Consider the following 17,655-nt stretch of genomic DNA (forward strand, 5'->3'; position numbering starts at 1 on the left):
AACACGGGGCGCCGCCAATCGCCGCGCCGCCTGCCGGGGCATGATCCAGGACGGCGGGCTCACGTATGCTTGCGGTCCCATGAGCGAGCAGTTGACGATCGGCGAGCTGGCTGGACTCACCGGGGTCGCCACCTCCGCGCTGCGCTACTGGGAGGAGCTCGGGCTGATCCCGGCGCCCGAGCGGGTCTCGGGGCAGCGGCGCTATCCGCCGTCGGCGGCCGAGCTGGTCGCGGTGATCCTGTTGCTGCGCGAGGTCGGCCTCACGTTGCGCGAGGTCAGGACGTTCATCGCAGCCCGGTCCGAGCCCGGCGACGGGTGGCGGGAGCTGTACCGGCGCAAAGTCGCCGAGCTGGACGAGCGCATCGCCCGCGCCCAGGTGGCCCGCACCGCCATCGCGCACGGCATGGCCTGCCCGCACGAGAACGTCCTCGAGTGCCCCGCCTTCACCGGAGCGGTCAGGGCGCGGCTGGCGGGGGCATCCCTGGAAGAGGCGCACCAGCACTGAACCACGGCCCTGCGGGCGCGGACGCCGTGACCGCCGCATGCACCGAAGGGGTGCTCGCGGCGGCCGAGGCCCGCGTCAGGCGGCAGGGGGTAAGGGGGCGGACCGTCAGGGGGTCGGGTCGGGGGTGCGGCGGGGCAGGGTGAGGGTGACCAGGAGGCCGGCGATCATCACCGCCGCGGTGAGCAGGACGACCAGGAACTCGCCGTCCGCCGTGGCGGCGCGCAGGGCCTGGCCGGTCCTGCCCGCGGTCCCGAGGTCGGCGATGACGGTGAAGACGGCCAGGCCGATGGCGTTGCCGATGTTGAGCGCGGTGGAGGCGATGCCGTTGGCGACGCCCTGCTCGTGGGCGGGGGTGCCGGTGGCGGCGGCGATCCACATGGCGGTCCAGACGACGCCCTGCCCCAGGCCGGAGACGACGAGACCGGGGATCAGCAGGCCGTACCCGGCGTCGGCGTCGAAGCCGAGGGCCAGGACGGCGGTCCCGGCGACGCCGACGGCGAAGCCGATCAGCAGCGTGGCCCGGGTGCCGATCCGGGTGGCCAGGCGTTCGCCGCCCTGGGTGCCGGCGGCGATGGCCAGCGACGGGACGAGGAAGGCCAGCCCGCTCTGCAGGGCGCTGTAGCCGTGGACGCTCTGCAGCAGCACGGTGAGGAAGTACGGCAGGACTCCGAACGTGGCCATGTAGACGAAGGTGACCAGCATGCCGACGGTCAGGCTGCGGTTGCGGAACAGCCGGAACGGCATGAGCGGATCCGCGCTGCGGGCCTCGACCAGCGCGAAGATCACCAGCAGCACGGCGGCCACCGCGAAGGCGCCCGCGACCAGGGGGCTGCCCCAGCCCAGCTCGGGCCCCTCGACCAGGGCGAAGACCAGCAGCGTGGACCCGCCTGTCACGGTGAGCGCCCCCGGCATGTCGAATCTGCGCCGTTCTCGCCTGGCCGGGTCACGCGGGACGACGGCCAGGGCGGCCAGCGCGACCAGCCCGGCCAGGGGGACGTTGACGAAGAAGACGGCGGGCCAGCCGAAGTTCTCGGTGAGGACGCCGCCGAGCAACGCGCCGATCGTCAGCCCGCTGGCGCCCGCGCCGCCCCAGACGGCCAGCGCCCGGTTGCGCTGCCGCCCCTCGGCGAACAGGCTGTTGAGCAGCGCCAGCGTCGAGGGCAGCAGCAGCGCCCCGCCGACGCCCTGCACCGCGCGGGCGGCGATGATGACGACGGGGCCCGCGGCCAGCCCGCCCGCGAGCGAGGACAGCGCGTACAGGGCCAGGGCCAGCACGAAGACGCGGCGGCGGCCGAGCAGGTCGGCCGCCCGTCCGCCGAACAGCAGGAAGCCGCCGGCGAAGACGACGTACGCGCTGACCACGAGCTGCTGGGTCTGGCCGGGGAAGCCCAGGTCGGCGCCGATCCGCGGGAGCGCGACGAAGACGATGTTGAGGTCGAGCGCGTAGATGAGCTGGGCCAGGGCGAGCAGCGCCAGGGTCCAGCCGAGCCTGGGCTTGACGCCGTCCGCGACGGACGCGGGCAGCGTGGATGGTGTGGACATGGAACGCCCTTCGGAGGGAGCCGGTGAGCGGGCACGCGGAAGCCCGCCGCACGAAACGATCGTACGATGATTTACGTACGGTCGTACTATGCCAGACCGGAAGGGGATTGTTCGACAGTCGCGGTACAGTTGGACCATGGCTTTCCGTCATCCCGACCCTGATCAGATCCGGGTCGAAGACGTGCTGTCGGCGCTGGGGAACGGCGTGCGGCTGTCCGTCGTCCGCATCCTCGACGCCGGGGGTGAGCACAACTGCACCAGCGTGCTGAACACGCTGGGGATCACCGCGAAGTCGACCATGACCCACCATTGGCGGGTGTTGCGCGACAGCGGGGTGATCTGGCAGCAGCCGTCGGGCCGGGAGAACCTGCTCGTCCTGCGGCGCGAGGACCTGGACGCCCGCTACCCCGGCCTGCTCGACGCCATCCTGTCCGGCGCCCGCACCGACGCCGCCGCCCAGCAGCACGACGACACCGCCCCGGCCACCTGACCTACCGACCCTGCCCGCGCGTTCCCACCGGCCGGGCCGCCGGAGGCGTCACCGCGGCCGGTGGACGCGCGATTGCGGCACAGCCCCACCGGTGGAGCAGCCCTACCGGAGGAGCAGTCCTCCAGGAGGGGCGGCTCAACCGGGTTCAGGCGCGTACATTGCTGTCATGTCGCTGCGCGCCGGCCGGGTCGTCGTGGGCGTGGTCGCGCTGGCGCTGGCGGCTTCCGCCGCCTTTCCGCTGGACGCCCGGGGCCCGCGGCTCGGGGCCGGCGGCTGCCCGGTCTCGTCCGGCGGCGGGTGGGAGGGCGGTGACCGGCCCGGGGAGCTGGTGCCCGCCGACGGCGCGGTGTCGGTGACGATGTGCGAGCTGCCCCTGCCGTACGCGTCAGGGCAGGTGACGGCGCGGATCAGGAGGCTCACCGCCGGGGCCGGCGCGATGGTCTCCGAGCTCAACGGCCTGCCCACGCGCGACGCGCTGGAAGCCGAGCTGCGCCGGAGGGAGTCGGCCAAGGGGCGCGTCCTGGGCGACGACCTCCGCCTCGGCGAGATCTGCAACGTGGTCGGCCACGGCACGAGCCTGTCCTTCGTCGTGCACTACGGGGACCTGCGCCGGCCCGCCGTCGTCCTGGTCGATCGCAACTGCGGCACCGCCCGGTACGCGGGCCGGACCCGGTTCGGCGATCCGAGCGATTCCTTCCTCCGCCGTTACCGGGCGCAGCTTGAGGCGCACCCGGCACCCGCGCCGCTTCCCGGCTGCGCGGCCGGGCTGCCGGCCGCCGACGTCGACCTGACCCGCCCACGCGGTTGGCCGCGCGACGACGTCGCGGCCAACCGCGGCCTCCGGTGGCGCGCCCTGCTGCCCAGCCCGCTGTCGGCCGCCGCCGCCTGCCGGTACCGGCTCGACGGGGACGTGCTGCGCCTGCGGAGCCAGGCCCGCGTCCCAGATGGTCTTGAATCCGTGCGGTCGCTGCTCAACGTCGTGACGGCCGTGGACCCGGTGACCGGCCCGGGCGGAACGGAGAGCGTCACCGACTGCGGGTTCGGCAGGTTCACCCGCCCGGCCGCCCTCGACGTGGTGTGGGTGGGCGATGTCACCGGCGCCGTCGCCGAGGTGCGGGTCTGGCGCGCGCCCTGCCGGGCCGTGCACGCCGGGACGACCGGCGGCAGGAACCCCACCGCGGAGCTGCTGTCCCGCCTGGACGCCTGGCTGGGCCGCTGAGCGACCTCCGGCGGGCGGTCAGGCGGACCTGACGGCGGAGACGTCGAATTCCAGGGCGATCCGGTCGGAGATCATCACGCCCCCGGTCTCCAGCGCGGCGTTGTACGTCATGCCGAAGTCCTTGCGGTTGATCGCCGTGCCGCCCTCGAAGCCGACCCGGGTCACGCCCTGGGCGTCGACGGCGGTGCCGGTGTAGTCGAGCGGGACGGTGACCTGCCGGGTGACCCCGCGGATCGTCAGGTCGCCGGTGACCTCGAAGGCGTCACCGCCCACGTGCTTGACGGACGTGGAGGCGAAGACGATGTGCGGGTGGGCGGCGGCGTCGAGGAAGTCGCCGGTGCGCAGGTGGCCGTCGCGCATCTGGTTGCCGGTCTGGATGCCGGCCACGTCGAGCACCACGCGGACGGCCGAGGCCGCCGGGTTCGCCGCGTCCAGGCGGGCGGTGGCCTCCTGGACGGGGATGCTGCCGCGCACCTTGGTCACCATGGCGTGGCGGGCGACGAACCCGAACCGGCTGTGGGCCGGGTCGAAGGTGTAGTCGCCGCTCAGCTCGCTGGGAAACATGCCGCACTCCAATTAGTTCAGTACTGGAATATTGGGCACGACAGTACATAGATTTATTTCAGCACGCAACCTTCCAGTACGATGAGAGGCATGACCCGCTGGCTCGACGACGACGAACAGCAGGCGTGGCGCAGGTTCGGGCTGGCCACCCGCCTGCTGACCGACCGCCTGGAACGCGACCTGATGGCGGCCGCCGGCATGCCGCCCACCTACTACGAGCTGCTCGTCCTGCTGTCGGAGGCCCCCGGGCGCACGATGCGCATGAGCGAGCTGGCGCAGTGGACCAACTCCAAGCCGAGCCGCATCTCGCATGCGGTCAACAAGCTGGAGCAGAAGGGGTGGGTGCGCCGGGAGCACTACGCCGGCGACCGGCGCGGGTGGCTGGCCGTGCTCACCGACGACGGGCACGCCGCGCTCCGGGCGGCCGCCCCGAAGCACGTGGCCGGCGTCCGTGAGCACCTGGTCGACCTGCTCACCGCGGAACAGCTGCGGCAGCTCGCCGACATCAGCCAGGTCCTGCTCGACCACCTCACCGAGCAGGAGTGAGGCCGTCCGGCCGGCTCAGCGGGCGGGGGTGACGCGGACCGGCGGGTCGGTGGTGAAGGCCGCCAGGGCGTCCGGGTCCGGTGTGACGCCGACGCCGGGGCCGTCGGGCACCGTGATGGAGTCGCCGGTCAGCTCGATCGGCGCGGTGATGTCACGCTCGTAGTAGCGGGCGGTCGCCGAGATGTCGCCCGGCAGCGTGAAACCGGGCAGGCTGGCCAGCGCCAGGTTCGCCGTCCGGCCGAGCCCGGTCTCCAGCATCCCGCCGCACCACACCGGCACGTCCGCGGCCAGGGCCAGGTCGTGGATCCGGCGGGCCTCCAGGTAGCCGCCGACCCGGCCGGGCTTGATGTTGATGATCGAGCAGGCGCGCGCCCTGATCGCGGCCGTCGCGGCGCGGGCCGAGGTGATCGACTCGTCCAGGCAGATCGGGGTGTCCATGCGGGCGGCCAGGCGGGCGTGGCCGTCCAGGTCGTCCGGGGCGAAGGGCTGCTCCAGCAGGGTCAGGCCGTAGGCGTCCAGGCGGGCCAGGTGGCGGGCGTCGGCGGGGGTGTAGGCGGTGTTGGCGTCGGCGGTGAGCATCAGGCCGGGGCCGAACGTCTCGCGCACCAGCCGCACCGGCTCCAGGTCCCAGCCGGGCTCGATCTTGAGCTTGATCCGGGCGTACCCGGCGCCGACGTGCCGGTCCACGATGTCGAGCAGGTCGTCGAGGGTGGCCGCGATGCCGACGGACACGCCGACGCGCACGCTGGACCGCACCCCGCCCAGGTGGGCGGCCAGCGACAGGCCGCGCGCCCTGAGCACGGCGTCCAGGACGGCCGTCTCGACGGCGGCCTTGGCCATCGGATGCCCGCGCAGGTGCGCCAGCGCCGGCGCGACGCCGGACGGGTCGAGGCGCGGCACCGCGAACAGGGCGGGCAGCAGGAACCGGCGGATGAGGTCGGCCGCGCCCTCCAGGTACTCGGGGCTGTAGGTGGGCTCGTCCTCGGCCACGCACTCGCTCCAGCCCTCCTCCCCCTCGGCGCCGCGCACCCGCAGCAGCAGCGCCCGGCGCACGGTCTGCGTGCCGAGCGAGGTGCGGAACGGGGTGATCAGCGGCAGGGCCACCGTGCGCAGCTCGGCTTCGGCGATCCTCATGCCGCGCGCTCCAGCACGTACCAGCCGTCCCTGGTGAAGGCGGCGATGCGGTAGCCGCGGTCGAGCGCGCCTCCCAGCGCGGCCCGCTGGGCGGCCCGCCACCGCGCGGCCTCGCCGGGCTGCTCGCGCCGCAGCCGCTCGGCGTCGGCGGGCGTGGCGCAGCGCAGCACGGCCGCGCCGCCCGGCTCGCGCGGCGCCCCGGTCTCGTCGAGGATCACCTCGCCCTTACGCGGCCCGTCCGGGGCGGACGGCTCCGGCTCCGGGTGCACGGGCCAGTGGGCGAACAGGCGGTCGGTGACGTCTCCGCCGTTGATGCCGTCGTTCATCGGCCCGTAGAAGTCGGGCACGTACCGCTCGGCCCGCGCGCCGAGCCGGGCGAGGTTGAAGAAGGCGTTGCGGCGCACGAGCGGGTCGAAGGTCCAGGAGATGGAGTTCAGGCCGCGTTCGGCGGCCCACTCGCGCTGATGCGCCTTGATCGCCTGGCCGATCCCCCGGCCCCGCGCCTCGGCGGCCACGCCCACGACGTGGGAGTGCAGGCTGGCCCCCTCGGCGAGGAACCCGGAGGCGGCGGCGACGAGCACGCCGTCGAGGAAGGCGCCGCCGACGTACCCGCCGGTGTGCTCAAGGGCGCACATGAGGTCGACGGCCACCGGCGGGTCGTCGCCCACCCTGGTGTTCCAGACGCGGCGCAGCAGCCGGTCGGCGGCCTGGAACTCGGAGGTCCCGTGGAGGATGCGGATTTCGAGCATGGCACCAGCATTCCGCCGGACCGCCGCCGGATCGTTGGCGCGCAAGCCCAACTTCAGCCGCCGCCGTTTGTGCCGGACGCCGGGCCGCGACCGCCGCCCGCGCCGGACGCCCCGATCTCGGCCAGCCGGAGCTGAAGGCCCAGCACGAGCCGGACGTCGGGCTCGTCGAGCGCGATCAGCTCGCCGATGCGGCGCAGCCGGTACCTGAGCGTGTTGGGGTGCAGCGACAGCGCCTCGGCCGCCCTCGGCACGTCGTAGTGGGCGGCCAGCCAGGCCCGCAGGCTGCGGACGTAGTCGGTGCCGTGCCCGGCGTCGTGCTCGGCCACCAGGGACAGCGGCTCGCCCGCCGGCGTCGTGCCGGACCGCATCGAGGCGGCCGCGTCCAGCAGGAACAGCGCGGCGGCCAGTTCCTCGTGCAGGCCCACCTCGCCGCCCGCGAACGGGCCGCCCATCGCGCGCAGGGCCTCCTCGGCCTGCCGGGCGGCGGCGGGGACCTGGGCGAGCGAGCCCGCGACCCGTCCGACGCCCGCCCGCCAGTGGCCGCCGAGCCGGTCGGTGATCCGGCCGAGGGTCTCGGCGGTGACGCGGCGCAGCAGCGCGGTCCCGGAACCGGCCGCCACGATCGCGTACGCCCGGCCGTCCACGGCGCCGACGGCGGCCCTGATCCGGTAGACGGCGTAGGCGGTGCGCAGCAGGTCGGCGGCGTGCGTGGCGGCGAAGACGTCGGTCCGCCCGGCCGGGTCCCCGGCGGCCACGACCCGGACCGGCTCGTCCGGGCGCAGGCCGAAGGAGGCGGCCAGCTCGCCGGCCGGGCCGCCGCCGCGCAGCAGCCGGCCCACCCATTCGTCCCTGGTCCGGCGGGCCTCGTCGGCGGCCAGGCTGAGGCGGGCCAGGTGCGGGGCGGCGGTCCTGGCGGCCTCGGCGAGCACGGCGGCGGCGTCGGGCGCGAGCGGCTCGTCCGCCTGGATGGCCCAGATCGTGCCGAGCGCCTCGCCCCTGGCGCGGACCGCGATGGCCAGCCGGGGCAGGTACTCGCGCGGCTCGTGGCTCCACACGGCCTCCTCGCAGCGCAGGACGGCGGCGTACTCCTCGGCGTTCGTCGGGTGCTCGGGCACGCGCCGGCCGAGGATGCCCTCCCTGCGCAGGTCGTCGATCGGCTGGCCGATCGTGGAGTAGGCCAGGACGCGCATGGCCAGGTCCTCGATGGCCACCGCGCCCCCGACGCGGGCGGCGACCTGGTTGGCCAGCGCGAACAGGTCGCCCGCCTGGCCGCCGCCCAGGTCCGCGGCCGGGGCGACGAGCGCGAGCAGGGCGTCCACCAGGGCGTAGAGCTGGCCCCAGGCCAGGCCGGGCGCGGCGGCCAGCAGCGCCACGCCCGCGGCGCGGGCCGCCTCGGTCAGCGCGCCGGCCTCGCCGAGCCCGGCCCGGACGACGACCGCGCTCACGCCCGCCCCGGCCGCGCTCTCCAGCAGGGACGGCTCCGGCCGGCCGGTGGCCAGCAGCAGCGCCCCTGCGTAGGCGGCCATCGGCTCGTCGGAGCCGTGGATGACCGGCGCGCCCACCATGGCCTGGCGGCCGGAGGGCAGGCACAGCGCGCTCACCGTCTCCGCGCCGAGGCTGTCGAGCAGCACGCCGAGCGTCACCCGGCCCTGGCCGCTCACGCCCGGCCCCCGCGCAGGAGGCGTCCGTGCCGGCCGCCGGTGAACTCGCCGTCGTCGATCACCATGCGGCCGCCCAGGAGCACGTGGGTGACCCCGGCCGGGCGGATGGCGGGCTCGTCGTAGGTGCCGTCGTGGCGGATGGCGGCGGGGTCGAACACGCACACGTCGGCGACCGCTCCCCTGCCCAGCCAGCCCCGGTCGGCCAGGCCGAACTGGGCCGCGGTGGCCGAGCTTGCCTTCCTGATCGCCTCGGCCATCGGCACGAGCCCGCGGTCGCGCACGTACGCGCCGAGGAAGGTGGGGAAGGTGCCGTACGTGCGGGGATGGGTCGGCCCGGTGGGCGGCCCGCCGTCGGAGCCGATCGACACGAGGGGGTGCCGCATGATCCGGGTGACGTCGTCGTCGTGCATGGTGTGGAAGACGCCGTCGGCGTGCGGGTCGGCCATGAGCAGGTCGCACAGCGCGTCCCAGGGCTCGCGGCCGTCCAGCAGGTCGGCCAGCGAGCGGCCGGTGACGCCCACGGAGGCGTGCCGCAGCAGCCGCACGTCCTCGGGGTGCGTCTCGCGCCACAGGCCGACGCCGGTCGTGCGCTCCGGGTCCTCGGCCAGCGCGCGCAGCGCCCGCCGTTCCGCCGGGTCGGCCAGCCTTCTGAGCAGCTCCGGCTCGCCGCCTTCGCACGCCGCGGGCGGCAGCAGCGCGACCAGCCCGGTGCAGAACGCCCGGTACGGGTAGACGTCGGCCCGCACGTCCACGCCGTTGACCCGGGCGGCCGTCAGCTTGTCCAGCAGCATGGCCGACGAGCCGTGCACGGCCCGGCCCGACGCCTTGCAGTGGGAGACCTGGAGCCGCACCCCGGCCGCCGCCGCGACCTCGACGGCCTCGTCCAGCGCGTCGGCCAGCCCCTCGCTCTCGCTGCGCAGGTGGGTGGCGTAGACCAGGTTCCGGCGCCGGGCCGCGCGGGCCAGCGCGATCAGCTCGCCGGTGCCGGCGTAGGCGCCCGGCACGTACTCCAGGCCGCTGGACAGCCCGCACGCGCCCGCGGCGAACGCCTCCTCGGCCAGCCCGGTCATCCGGTCGAGCGCGCCCGGCGGCGGCGCGGCGTCCATGCCGCAGACGGCCGCGCGCAGCGTGTTGTGGCCGACGAGCGCGGCCAGGTTGTTGGTCGTGCCCTCCCGCTCGACGGCGTCGAGGTAGCCGCCGAAGGTGGCGAAGGCGTGCTCGCCGAAGATCCCGGGGGTGAAACCGGCCGCCTCCGGGGTGGCCGGCCCGCAGGAGAAGCCGCAGTTCCCGACGATCTCGGTGGTGACGCCCTGCCACAGCTTGAACGGCTGCGCCCCGGCCATGAACGGCACGGTGTCGGAATGGCTGTGCGGGTCGATGAATCCGGGCGCGACGACCATGCCGTCCACGTCCACCACGCGGGCGGCCCGGCCGAGGTCGCGGCCGGTCGCGGTGACGCGTCCGCCGCCGATGGCCACGTCCGCGGTGCGGCCGGGCGAGCCGAACCCGTCGTGCAGGGTGCCGCCGCGCAGGATGAGGTCGTGCATGCAGGTGTGCCTTTCCCGGTACGAGATTCGTCGGTCATGTCAGGGGACGGCCGCCACCAGGCGCCTGGTGTAGTCGTGGGCGGGGGCGTCCAGGACGGCCGAGGTCGTCCCCTCCTCCACGACCGCGCCCTTCAGCAGCACCACGGTCCTGGCGGCGACCTGGCGGACGACCGCCAGGTCGTGGGTGATGAACAGCATCCCGGTGCCCAGCTCCCGGCCGATGCCGCGCAGCAGTTCGAGCACGTGCGCCTGGACCGACACGTCCAGGGAGGCGACCGGTTCGTCGCAGATCAGCAGCGCGGGACGGACGGCCAGGGCGCGGGCGATGGCGACGCGCTGGCGTTCGCCGCCGGACAGCGCCTTGGGCCGGCGGGCGGCGTACGCGGCGGGCAGGCCGGCCAGCTCCAGCAGCTCGCCCACGCCGATCCGGTCGGCGGGCGCGGCCCTGGAGATCGCCTCGGCCAGCGTCGCGCCGACGGTCATGGCGGGGTTGAGGGAGGTGGAGGGGTCCTGGAAGACGCACTGGACGAGCCGGTGCACGCGGGCGCGCTCGCGCGGGTCCAGGGCGGCGCGGTCGGTGACGTCGAGGCCGGCGAGGCGGATGCGGCCGCCGTCGGGGGTGATCAGGCCGAGCACCGACCGGGCCAGCGTGGTCTTCCCCGAGCCCGACTCCCCCACCAGGCCGACGGTCTCGCCGGGGTTCACGTGCAGGCTGACGCCGCCCAGGGCGGTGTGGGCGCCGTACCGTTTGCGCAGGCCCTCGATGTGCAGCAGCGGTTCGCCGGCGGCCGGGGCGGCGGGGAGCGCGGCCTCGCGCAGCGCCGGGCGGGCGGCTCCGGCGGTGTCGTGCACGCAGGCGGTCAGCCTGCCGCGGCCGATCGGGCGCAGCGGCGGCCTGGCCGCGGTGCAGGCGTCGGCGACCCGGTCGCAGCGGGTCGCAAAGGCGCAGACGCCGGCCACCGCGTCCGCCCGCGGCACCGCGCCCGGGATGCCCACCAGGCGCTCCAGCGTGCGCTCGGCCGACGGCAGCGCGCCCAGCAGCCCCGCGGTGTACGGGTGCGCGGGCTCGGCGGCCAGCGCAGGGCCCGGCCCCTGCTCGACGACGCGCCCGGCGTACATCACGGCGACCCGGTCGCAGACGGCGAACGCCACGCGCAGGTCGTGGGTGATGAGCAGCACGCCCATGCCGCGCGCCTCCTGGACCCGGCGCAGCAGCGCCAGGATCTCGTGCTGGGTGGTGGCGTCCAGCGCGGTGGTGGGCTCGTCGGCGACGAGCAGCTCGGGGTCGCCGGCCAGCGCGGCGGCCAGGGCGACGCGCTGCCGCATGCCGCCCGAGAGCTGGAACGGGTAGCGCCCGGCCACGGCGGGGTCGTCGATGCCGACCTCGGCCAGCCTGCGCGCGATCTCCTGCCGGGACGTGCGCCCGGGCAGGGTCTCGGCGATGTGCGCGCCGGCCGTGCGCAGCGGGTTGAGCATGGCGAAGGGGTCCTGCATGAGCAGCGAGATCCGCCGTCCGCGCACGCCGCGCAGCAGCCGCTCGGACGCGCCGACGAGCTGCGCGCCGCCGACCTCGACCGACCCCTCGGCGCGCAGGCCGCGCGGGAGCAGGCCGACGAGGGCGCGGGCGGTCAGGGACTTGCCGCTGCCGGACTCGCCGACCAGCCCGACGGTCTCGCCCGCGGCGACCGTCAGGTCCACGCCGTCCACGAGCACCCGGTCGCCGACGACCCGCAGGCCGCGTGTCTCAAGCATCGGAGAGCCTCTCGAAGAGCTGGTCGCCCAGCAGGGTGGCGGCGGTGGCGGCGACGGTGACCAGCGCGGCGGGCACCACCGCGGCCCACGGGTTGAGGTCGAGCAGGCCGCGGTTCTCCTCGATCATCAGCCCCCAGTCGGGCGTGCCGGCGGGCAGGCCGATGCCCAGGAAGGACAGGCCGGACAGCGCGACCAGCGCGGCGACGAAGCTGAGCAGCGCGCCGGCCACGACCGTGGGCGCGATGTTGGGCAGCAGGTGCCGGAACATGATCCGGCCGCGGCCGAGCCCGAGCGTGCGGGCCGCCTCGGCGTAGGCCAGCTCGCGCTGCGCCATGGTCAGGCTGCGCACCACCCGGATGTCGCCGGGCGTGAACAGCACCGCCATCGCCAGCACCGCCCAGCCGATGCCGCCGCCCAGCACGCCCACCAGGACGATCAGCATGAGCAGCCCCGGCATCGCGATGAGCAGGTCGACCACCCGCATCATGACGGCGTCGATCCAGCCGCGGCGGTAGCCGGCCAGCAGCCCGAGCGAGGTGCTCATCGCGCACGTGGCCAGCGCGACGACGAGCGGCCACAGCAGCGCCGAGCGGGCTCCGGCCAGGCAGCGCGACAACACGTCCCGGCCCAGCTCGTCGGTGCCCGCCCAGTGGGCCCAGCTCGGCATCGTCGCGCCGAGCCCGAGGTCCTGGGCGGCCGGGTCGTAGGGCGCGAGCCACGTCCCGGACAGGGCGGCGAAGGCCATCAGGGCGAGGATCCCGCCCGACAGCAGCGTCAGCGGCCCCGGCCGGGCCCGGCGCAGCCGCCGCGCCCGTCCGCCGAGGCGCACGGTCCCCGTCACGACGCTCACGCGGCCACCGCCCCGTGCCGCACCCGCGGGTCCACCGCGAGGTAGGCCAGGTCGATCAGCAGGTTGACGGCGACCACCACGGCGCCTCCCATCAGGACGAGCGCCTGGACGACGGGCAGGTCCTTCTGCCCGACGGCGCTGACGAGCAGCTCGCCGACGCCGTGCAGCCCGAAGGCCCGTTCGACGAACAGCGCGCCGGTGAGGTTGGCGGCCAGCAGCAGGCCGCCGACCGTGAGGACGGGCAGCGCGGTGTTGCGCAGCGCGTACCCGATCCAGTAGCGGGCGCGGCCGACCCCGCGCGCCCGGGCGAAGGTCATGAAGTCCTGCCCGGCCAGGTCGAGCGCGGCCGCCCGCATCTGCCTGACGACGACCGCCGCCTGCCCGGTGGCCAGCGCGATCGCGGGCAGCGTCAGGTGCGCGACCCGCTCGGCGAACGTCTCGCCCGCGCCGAAGACGGGGAACCAGCCGAGGGTGACGGCGAAGCCGTACAGCAGCAGGATGCTCATCGCGAACGGCGGGATCGCCAGGCCGACCAGCGCGGAGAGCGTGATCCCCCGGTCGAGCGGGCCGCCCCTGCGCATGGCGGCGGCCAGCCCGGCGGGCAGGCCGACGGCGAGGGTCAGGATGATCGCGTAGCCGGCCAGCCCGGCGGTGACGGGCAGCCGGTCGGCGATGACGCTGGTGACGGGTTCGCGGCTGTAGAGGGAGGCGCCGAAGTCCCCGCGCACGGCGTCGCCGAGCCAGGTGGCGTAGCGGACGGGCAGCGGGTCGTCGAGGTGGTACTGCGCGCGGACGGCGGCGCGCGACTCGGCGGTGGAGGGCCGCGGCCCGAGCAGGACCTGCTCCGGGTCCCCCGGGGCGAGCGCCAGCAGCGCGTAGGTGAGCACGGACAGCACGCCGAGCAGGAGGAGCGCGGCGGCCAGGCGGCGGGCGACGAAGGCCATCAGGCACCGGCCGCCGGGCGGATGGCGCTGAAGACGTTCATGGTCCAGGTGCCGAACTGGCCGGTGAACCGCTTGCGCAGCGCGACGGCGGCCTCCTTGGTGTAGAGCGGCACGTACGGCACCTGGTCGGCGATCTCGGCCAGCACCTCGGTGACGGCGGCGGCACGGTCCGCTCCCTCGAGCTTGCCCAGGTCGTCGAGCCGGGCGTCCGTCTCGGGCGAGCCGTAGCCGCTGAAGTTGAAGCCCTGGGGCCCGGCCGAGGCGCGGCTGACCAGGTCGGGCAGCACCTCGCCCGGGTCGGGGGTGCCGTAGAGCAGGTCGACCAGCTGCAGCGGGGTGTCCTGGTGGCTGAACATGCGCTGCCGGTACTGCTCGGTGGGCAGCGGCTGGAGGTCGAGCTTGATGCCGATCACCGCCAGGTCGGCGACGATGGCCTGGAGGGCTTTGACGTCGTCGCTGCCGCTGTCGTACGGCGCGGCCAGGGTGAAGCCCTGAGGGTGGGCCGACTTGGCCAGCTCGGCCTTGGCGGCGTTCACGTCGTGGGGGTGGGCGGGCAGCTCGGGCAGCTTGCCGCCGTACAGGGCGGCGAGCTGCGGCTTGGGCAGCATCAGGTCGGCGATGCCGCCGTGGCCGCTGGTCATGAGCGTGGCCAGCGCCTCCCGGTCGAGGGCGTGGGCGATGGCGCGGCGGACGTGCACGTCCTTGAGCGGCCCCTCGCGCACGCCGAGCGACAGGTAGGCGATGTTGTTGGCCGGGTAGAAGGAGGTCGTGACGCCGGGCAGGGCGCTCCACTTGCGCGTCTCGCTGACCTGGATGTCGTTGGTGCCGTCCACCTCGCCGGAGGAGACGGCCAGGCGCAGCGTCTCGGGGTCGCCGATCGCCTTGATCTCGATCCTGCGCAGCTCCGGCTTGGGGCCCCAGTACAGCTCGTTGCGTTCCAGCGTCACCCCGGAGGTGAGCGAGAACTTCGTGACCTTGAAGGGGCCGGAGCCGAGCGTGCCGACCTCGGGCGAGCCGAGGTCCTTCGGGTGCGCGGCGGCCAGCCTCTTCGGGACGATCTGCCAGGCCAGCGCGGCGGTGGCCAGGAAGCTGGCGCTGGGCTTGCTCAGGGTGACCTTCACCGTGCGCGGGCCGGTGGCCTCGACCTTCTTGACCTGCGTGACGTAGCTGGCGGCCTGGGAGGTCACGGCGGGGTCGAGGTGGCGGGTCAGGGAGTAGGCGGCGTCCTCGGCGGTGACGGGCGTGCCGTCGCTGAACCTCGGGCCCTCGCGCAGGGTGAAGACGTACGTGCGCGGGTCGGGGTGGGTCCAGGAGGCGGCGATGCTCGGGATGACCCTGCCGTCCGCGCCGAGGGTCACCATCGTGTCCAGGACGGCGAACTGCACGGTCGTGGAGGCGTCGTTGAAGCCGTGGGCGATGTCGAGGCTGTTGGGGGCGAGCCCCATCGCCCAGCGGAGGGTGTCGGGGGCCGCGCCGGAGCCCGGGGCGCCGGCGCAGCCCGCCGCCAGCAGGAGCAGGGCGCCCGTGGCGAGCCTGGCGAGTGCGGTTGCGGATGTCATGGAACCACCTCGGGGAGTGAGCGGGGGGAATAGTCGGACGCTAGAAGCCCGGCCTCCCTCGTTCACTGACCCGGCAGCCAAACTCTGCGCGCCCCGGCTCGTGCTGCAGGCCAACACGGCCCTAGACCAGACCAGGGGGGATGCCGACGGGCGCGGTGCCCTCGGGCTGGGCGGCGAAGCGCAGTCCGAGCAGGCCGAAGCCGCTGAGCAGCAGGTCGCCGTCCCCGTCGAGGCGGAGGGTGAAGGGGCCCGCCCGCCACGTCCCAGCGGGTGCGGGGACGACGGGGGCCTGGAAGGTCAGGCCGACGCGCAGCGTCCCCTCGTCGATGACGGCGAGCACGCCCGTCTCGTCGTTGAGCCAGGCGCCCCGCGGGGCGGGCTCCTCACCCGGCGGGTCGCACGGCTGGTACACGTGCGGCCAGCGGATCGACCCGTCGTGGCCGAACAGCAGCCGCCCGTCCTCGGGCATGAGCCAGATCCGGCCGGCCGGCACCTGCGCGTACCAGCGGCCGTCGTCGTCGAGGGCGAGCTCCAGGTCGGTGGCGCCGGTCAAGGAGATGCCGCCGTCGCCGGCGGGTTCGAGCGTGAGCGTGGCGTCGGTCTCCTGGTCGTGCCAGTGCCCGAGCAGGGCGGGCCGGGCCGCCTCGGCGTCCTCCCGGCGGGCGGGGGCGGGACGGGGGGCCGGGTCCTGGCCGGTCAGGACGCGGGCCAGGCCGAGGCTGAGGCCGACGGGGTCCAGGCCGCTGTGGTTGGTCAGCACGGCCACGCCGAGGCCGGGCTCCGGCAGGTGGAGCAGGTTGCCGACGTAGCCGTGCATGCCGCCGGCGTGGCCGTACCCGGCCAGGTCGCCGACGGTCAGGTGGCAGATGCCGCGGGCGTACCGCAGGACGGCGCCGTCGGCGAGCGTGGTGCGCTCCAGCAGCGCGGTCCGCACGTCGGCGCCCAGCACCCGGCCGTCGGCCAGGAAGCCGAACCAGGGGGCGAGGTCGTCGACGCCGGTCACCAGGCCGCCGTCGCCGACCGCGCTCTCCTGCGTGTCGGCCCGCGCGCCGGCGCCGTCGTAGCCGTAGGCCATCCGCGGCAGCGGGACGGAGGCGTCGTCGCGGAAGACGGTGTCGCCCATGCCGAGCGGTTCGAAGAGCCGTTCGCGGGCGAAGTCGGCCAGCGAGCGGCCGGTGAGCCGCCGGACCACGACGGCGGCCAGGACGTAGCCGGTGTTGGAGTAGGAGAAGCGGGTGCCGGGCTCGAAGGTGGTCCGGCGCATGCCCGCCACGATCTTCATCAGCCGTTCCTCGTCCATCAGGGTGAACGGGACGCCGGTGACGGCCTGCAGGCCGTACCACTCCGGCAGGCCACCGGTGTGCCGCAGGCACTGGTCGAGCGTGACGGGCACGCCGAGCCGCAGCTCGGGGACGTGCTCGCGGACGTCGTCCGACAGGCTCAGCCTGCCGTCGCGGGCCAGCAGCAGCACGCACGCGGCGGTGAACTGCTTGCTGATGGAGGCGATGTCGAAGCGGGTACGGGAGTCGATCGGGACGCCGAACTCGACGGAGGCCATGCCCCTCGCCGCGGTGTGCAGCACCTTGCCGTCGGCGTAGACCCCGACCGCCAGACCCGGCCCGCCGGGGCGGAGGCCGGGAAGGGCGTCGAGCGCGCGTTCTACCTGCTCAAAATCCATCGTTCAAGTATCTGGATGTCCGGGTGGGAAACGCTTGTCCGGAGCGGCAAACCTGGGGGCTACCTGGTTGGTCTGCCGTACAGGGCCATCCTGGCGATCATGGCGTCCGCGGCCAGGTGGTAGCAGGTCGTCACGCATCCGAGCACCTCCCTCGGGGTGGTGAAGGTGGCCGCGAGCGTCTTGTCGGCGATCCGGCGCACGCCCGGCACCAGCTCGCCCAGCTCGGCGGCGGGCGTGGTGGGCATGTCGATCTCCAGCTCCAGCACGGCGGGCAGCTCGACCGGCCGCAGCTCCCCGGCCGAGCGCACGGTCTCCGCGGCCGCCTCCTTGATCAGCCGCCGCGCCTCGGACGGCGAGAGGCTGTCGGCCGAGGTGTGCCCGTGCGCGATCTTGACGGCGACCGTGCGCACCCCGGGGAACGCCTTGCCGGCGACGTCGCAGATGACGTCGTCGCCGGTGAGCAGCCCCACCGGCACGCCGACGGCGGCCGCCTGCAGGGCGTTGACCTCGGCCTCCGAGACGATCGCGCCGTTGAGCCGTACCTGGTGGAAGTGCGAGGAGTAGGTGTGGGCGAGCACGCCCGGCGAGCCGGCCGCGGCGTGGTAGCCGAGGAACATGGCCACGTCGTGCTCGGCCGAGATGCCCTCGGCCATGCAGTCGAGCTTGGGCGTGCCGAAGATCAGCCGGGCGCGCGGGTCGAGCTCCTCGTGCAGCAGGTTGTCCATGGTGCCGTGGCTGTCGTTGACCAGCACGCTGGCGGCCCCGGCCGCGAACGCGCCCTCGATGGCGGCGTTGGCCTCCGCGGTCATCAGCCGCTGCGCCCGCGGGTAGCCGTGGCCGGCGCGGGAGACCTGGTCCATGGTGGCGATGCCCGCCACGCCTTCCATGTCGATGGAGATGTAGACGTTCGTCATC

General features: G+C 74.9%; 16 protein-coding genes. 4 read left to right on the forward strand and 12 right to left on the reverse strand.

Features of this window, described 5'->3' with window-relative positions; all coding sequences use genetic code 11:
- Positions 1-79 precede the first annotated feature (79 nt).
- Entirely contained in the window at positions 80-505 is a 426-nt protein-coding gene (locus ACIBQ8_RS43595; RefSeq protein WP_397195071.1) for a MerR family transcriptional regulator, read from the forward strand.
- Between the two features lie 105 nt (positions 506-610).
- Here the strand turns inward: ACIBQ8_RS43595 and ACIBQ8_RS43600 are convergent, their stop codons facing one another.
- On the reverse strand, positions 611-2,047 hold the full coding sequence (locus ACIBQ8_RS43600) for an MFS transporter (protein ID WP_397174318.1): 1,437 nt from the start codon (positions 2,045-2,047) through the stop codon (positions 611-613).
- A 136-nt stretch (positions 2,048-2,183) separates the two neighbouring features.
- On the opposite strand from ACIBQ8_RS43600, the gene ACIBQ8_RS43605 reads away from it, so the two are divergent.
- Both ACIBQ8_RS43605 and ACIBQ8_RS43610 read left to right on the forward strand, forming a co-directional pair.
- Complete coding sequence (locus ACIBQ8_RS43605; protein ID WP_397174316.1) at positions 2,184-2,537, forward strand: ArsR/SmtB family transcription factor; 354 nt, start codon at positions 2,184-2,186, stop codon at positions 2,535-2,537.
- A 166-nt stretch (positions 2,538-2,703) separates the two neighbouring features.
- Positions 2,704-3,756 (forward strand): hypothetical protein, encoded by a 1,053-nt coding sequence (locus tag ACIBQ8_RS43610; protein WP_397195072.1) that lies wholly within the window; start codon positions 2,704-2,706, stop codon positions 3,754-3,756.
- Positions 3,757-3,774: 18 nt separating this feature from the next.
- On the opposite strand, the gene ACIBQ8_RS43615 is transcribed toward ACIBQ8_RS43610, so the two are convergent.
- Positions 3,775-4,320, reverse strand: coding sequence for a YceI family protein (locus ACIBQ8_RS43615; protein ID WP_397195073.1), 546 nt, complete (start codon positions 4,318-4,320; stop codon positions 3,775-3,777).
- A gap of 90 nt (positions 4,321-4,410) precedes the next feature.
- Here ACIBQ8_RS43615 and ACIBQ8_RS43620 point away from each other — a divergent pair, with 90 nt between their 5' ends.
- The gene (locus ACIBQ8_RS43620; RefSeq protein ID WP_397195074.1) at positions 4,411-4,866 is read left to right on the forward strand and encodes a MarR family winged helix-turn-helix transcriptional regulator; all 456 of its coding nucleotides are present in this window, start codon (positions 4,411-4,413) and stop codon (positions 4,864-4,866) included.
- 15 nt (positions 4,867-4,881) lie between these two features.
- Here ACIBQ8_RS43620 and menC read toward each other — a convergent pair whose 3' ends face one another.
- The 10 genes from menC to ACIBQ8_RS43670 all read right to left on the reverse strand — a co-directional run bounded on the left by menC (position 4,882) and on the right by ACIBQ8_RS43670 (position 17,654).
- Positions 4,882-6,000 (reverse strand): o-succinylbenzoate synthase, encoded by a 1,119-nt coding sequence (gene menC / locus ACIBQ8_RS43625; protein WP_397195075.1) that lies wholly within the window; start codon positions 5,998-6,000, stop codon positions 4,882-4,884.
- Positions 5,997-6,749, reverse strand: coding sequence for a GNAT family N-acetyltransferase (locus tag ACIBQ8_RS43630; protein ID WP_397195076.1), 753 nt, complete (start codon positions 6,747-6,749; stop codon positions 5,997-5,999). Before ACIBQ8_RS43630 ends, menC begins: the two co-directional genes overlap by 4 nt.
- Positions 6,750-6,802: 53 nt before the next feature.
- Positions 6,803-8,410 (reverse strand): PucR family transcriptional regulator, encoded by a 1,608-nt coding sequence (locus ACIBQ8_RS43635; RefSeq protein ID WP_397195077.1) that lies wholly within the window; start codon positions 8,408-8,410, stop codon positions 6,803-6,805.
- Entirely contained in the window at positions 8,407-9,957 is a 1,551-nt protein-coding gene (locus ACIBQ8_RS43640; RefSeq protein WP_397195078.1) for an amidohydrolase family protein, read from the reverse strand. Before ACIBQ8_RS43640 ends, ACIBQ8_RS43635 begins: the two co-directional genes overlap by 4 nt.
- 39 nt (positions 9,958-9,996) lie before the next feature.
- Positions 9,997-11,709 (reverse strand): oligopeptide/dipeptide ABC transporter ATP-binding protein, encoded by a 1,713-nt coding sequence (locus ACIBQ8_RS43645; RefSeq protein WP_397174304.1) that lies wholly within the window; start codon positions 11,707-11,709, stop codon positions 9,997-9,999.
- On the reverse strand, positions 11,702-12,559 hold the full coding sequence (locus ACIBQ8_RS43650; RefSeq protein ID WP_397174303.1) for an ABC transporter permease: 858 nt from the start codon (positions 12,557-12,559) through the stop codon (positions 11,702-11,704). Before ACIBQ8_RS43650 ends, ACIBQ8_RS43645 begins: the two co-directional genes overlap by 8 nt.
- On the reverse strand, positions 12,556-13,503 hold the full coding sequence (locus ACIBQ8_RS43655) for an ABC transporter permease (protein WP_397174302.1): 948 nt from the start codon (positions 13,501-13,503) through the stop codon (positions 12,556-12,558). The genes ACIBQ8_RS43650 and ACIBQ8_RS43655 overlap by 4 nt, the downstream gene beginning before the upstream one ends.
- Positions 13,503-15,062: an ABC transporter substrate-binding protein gene (locus ACIBQ8_RS43660; protein WP_397195079.1), complete on the reverse strand. Its 1,560-nt coding sequence runs from the start codon at positions 15,060-15,062 to the stop codon at positions 13,503-13,505. Before ACIBQ8_RS43660 ends, ACIBQ8_RS43655 begins: the two co-directional genes overlap by 1 nt.
- Positions 15,063-15,183: 121 nt before the next feature.
- On the reverse strand, positions 15,184-16,740 hold the full coding sequence (locus ACIBQ8_RS43665) for a serine hydrolase domain-containing protein (RefSeq protein ID WP_397195080.1): 1,557 nt from the start codon (positions 16,738-16,740) through the stop codon (positions 15,184-15,186).
- Between the two features lie 59 nt (positions 16,741-16,799).
- Positions 16,800-17,654 (reverse strand): M55 family metallopeptidase, encoded by an 855-nt coding sequence (locus tag ACIBQ8_RS43670; RefSeq protein ID WP_397174297.1) that lies wholly within the window; start codon positions 17,652-17,654, stop codon positions 16,800-16,802.
- Position 17,655: the final 1 nt, after the last annotated feature.

The sequence above is a fragment of the Nonomuraea sp. NPDC049646 genome (genome assembly GCF_044465525.1).
Classification (GTDB): Bacteria; Actinomycetota; Actinomycetes; order Streptosporangiales; family Streptosporangiaceae; genus Nonomuraea.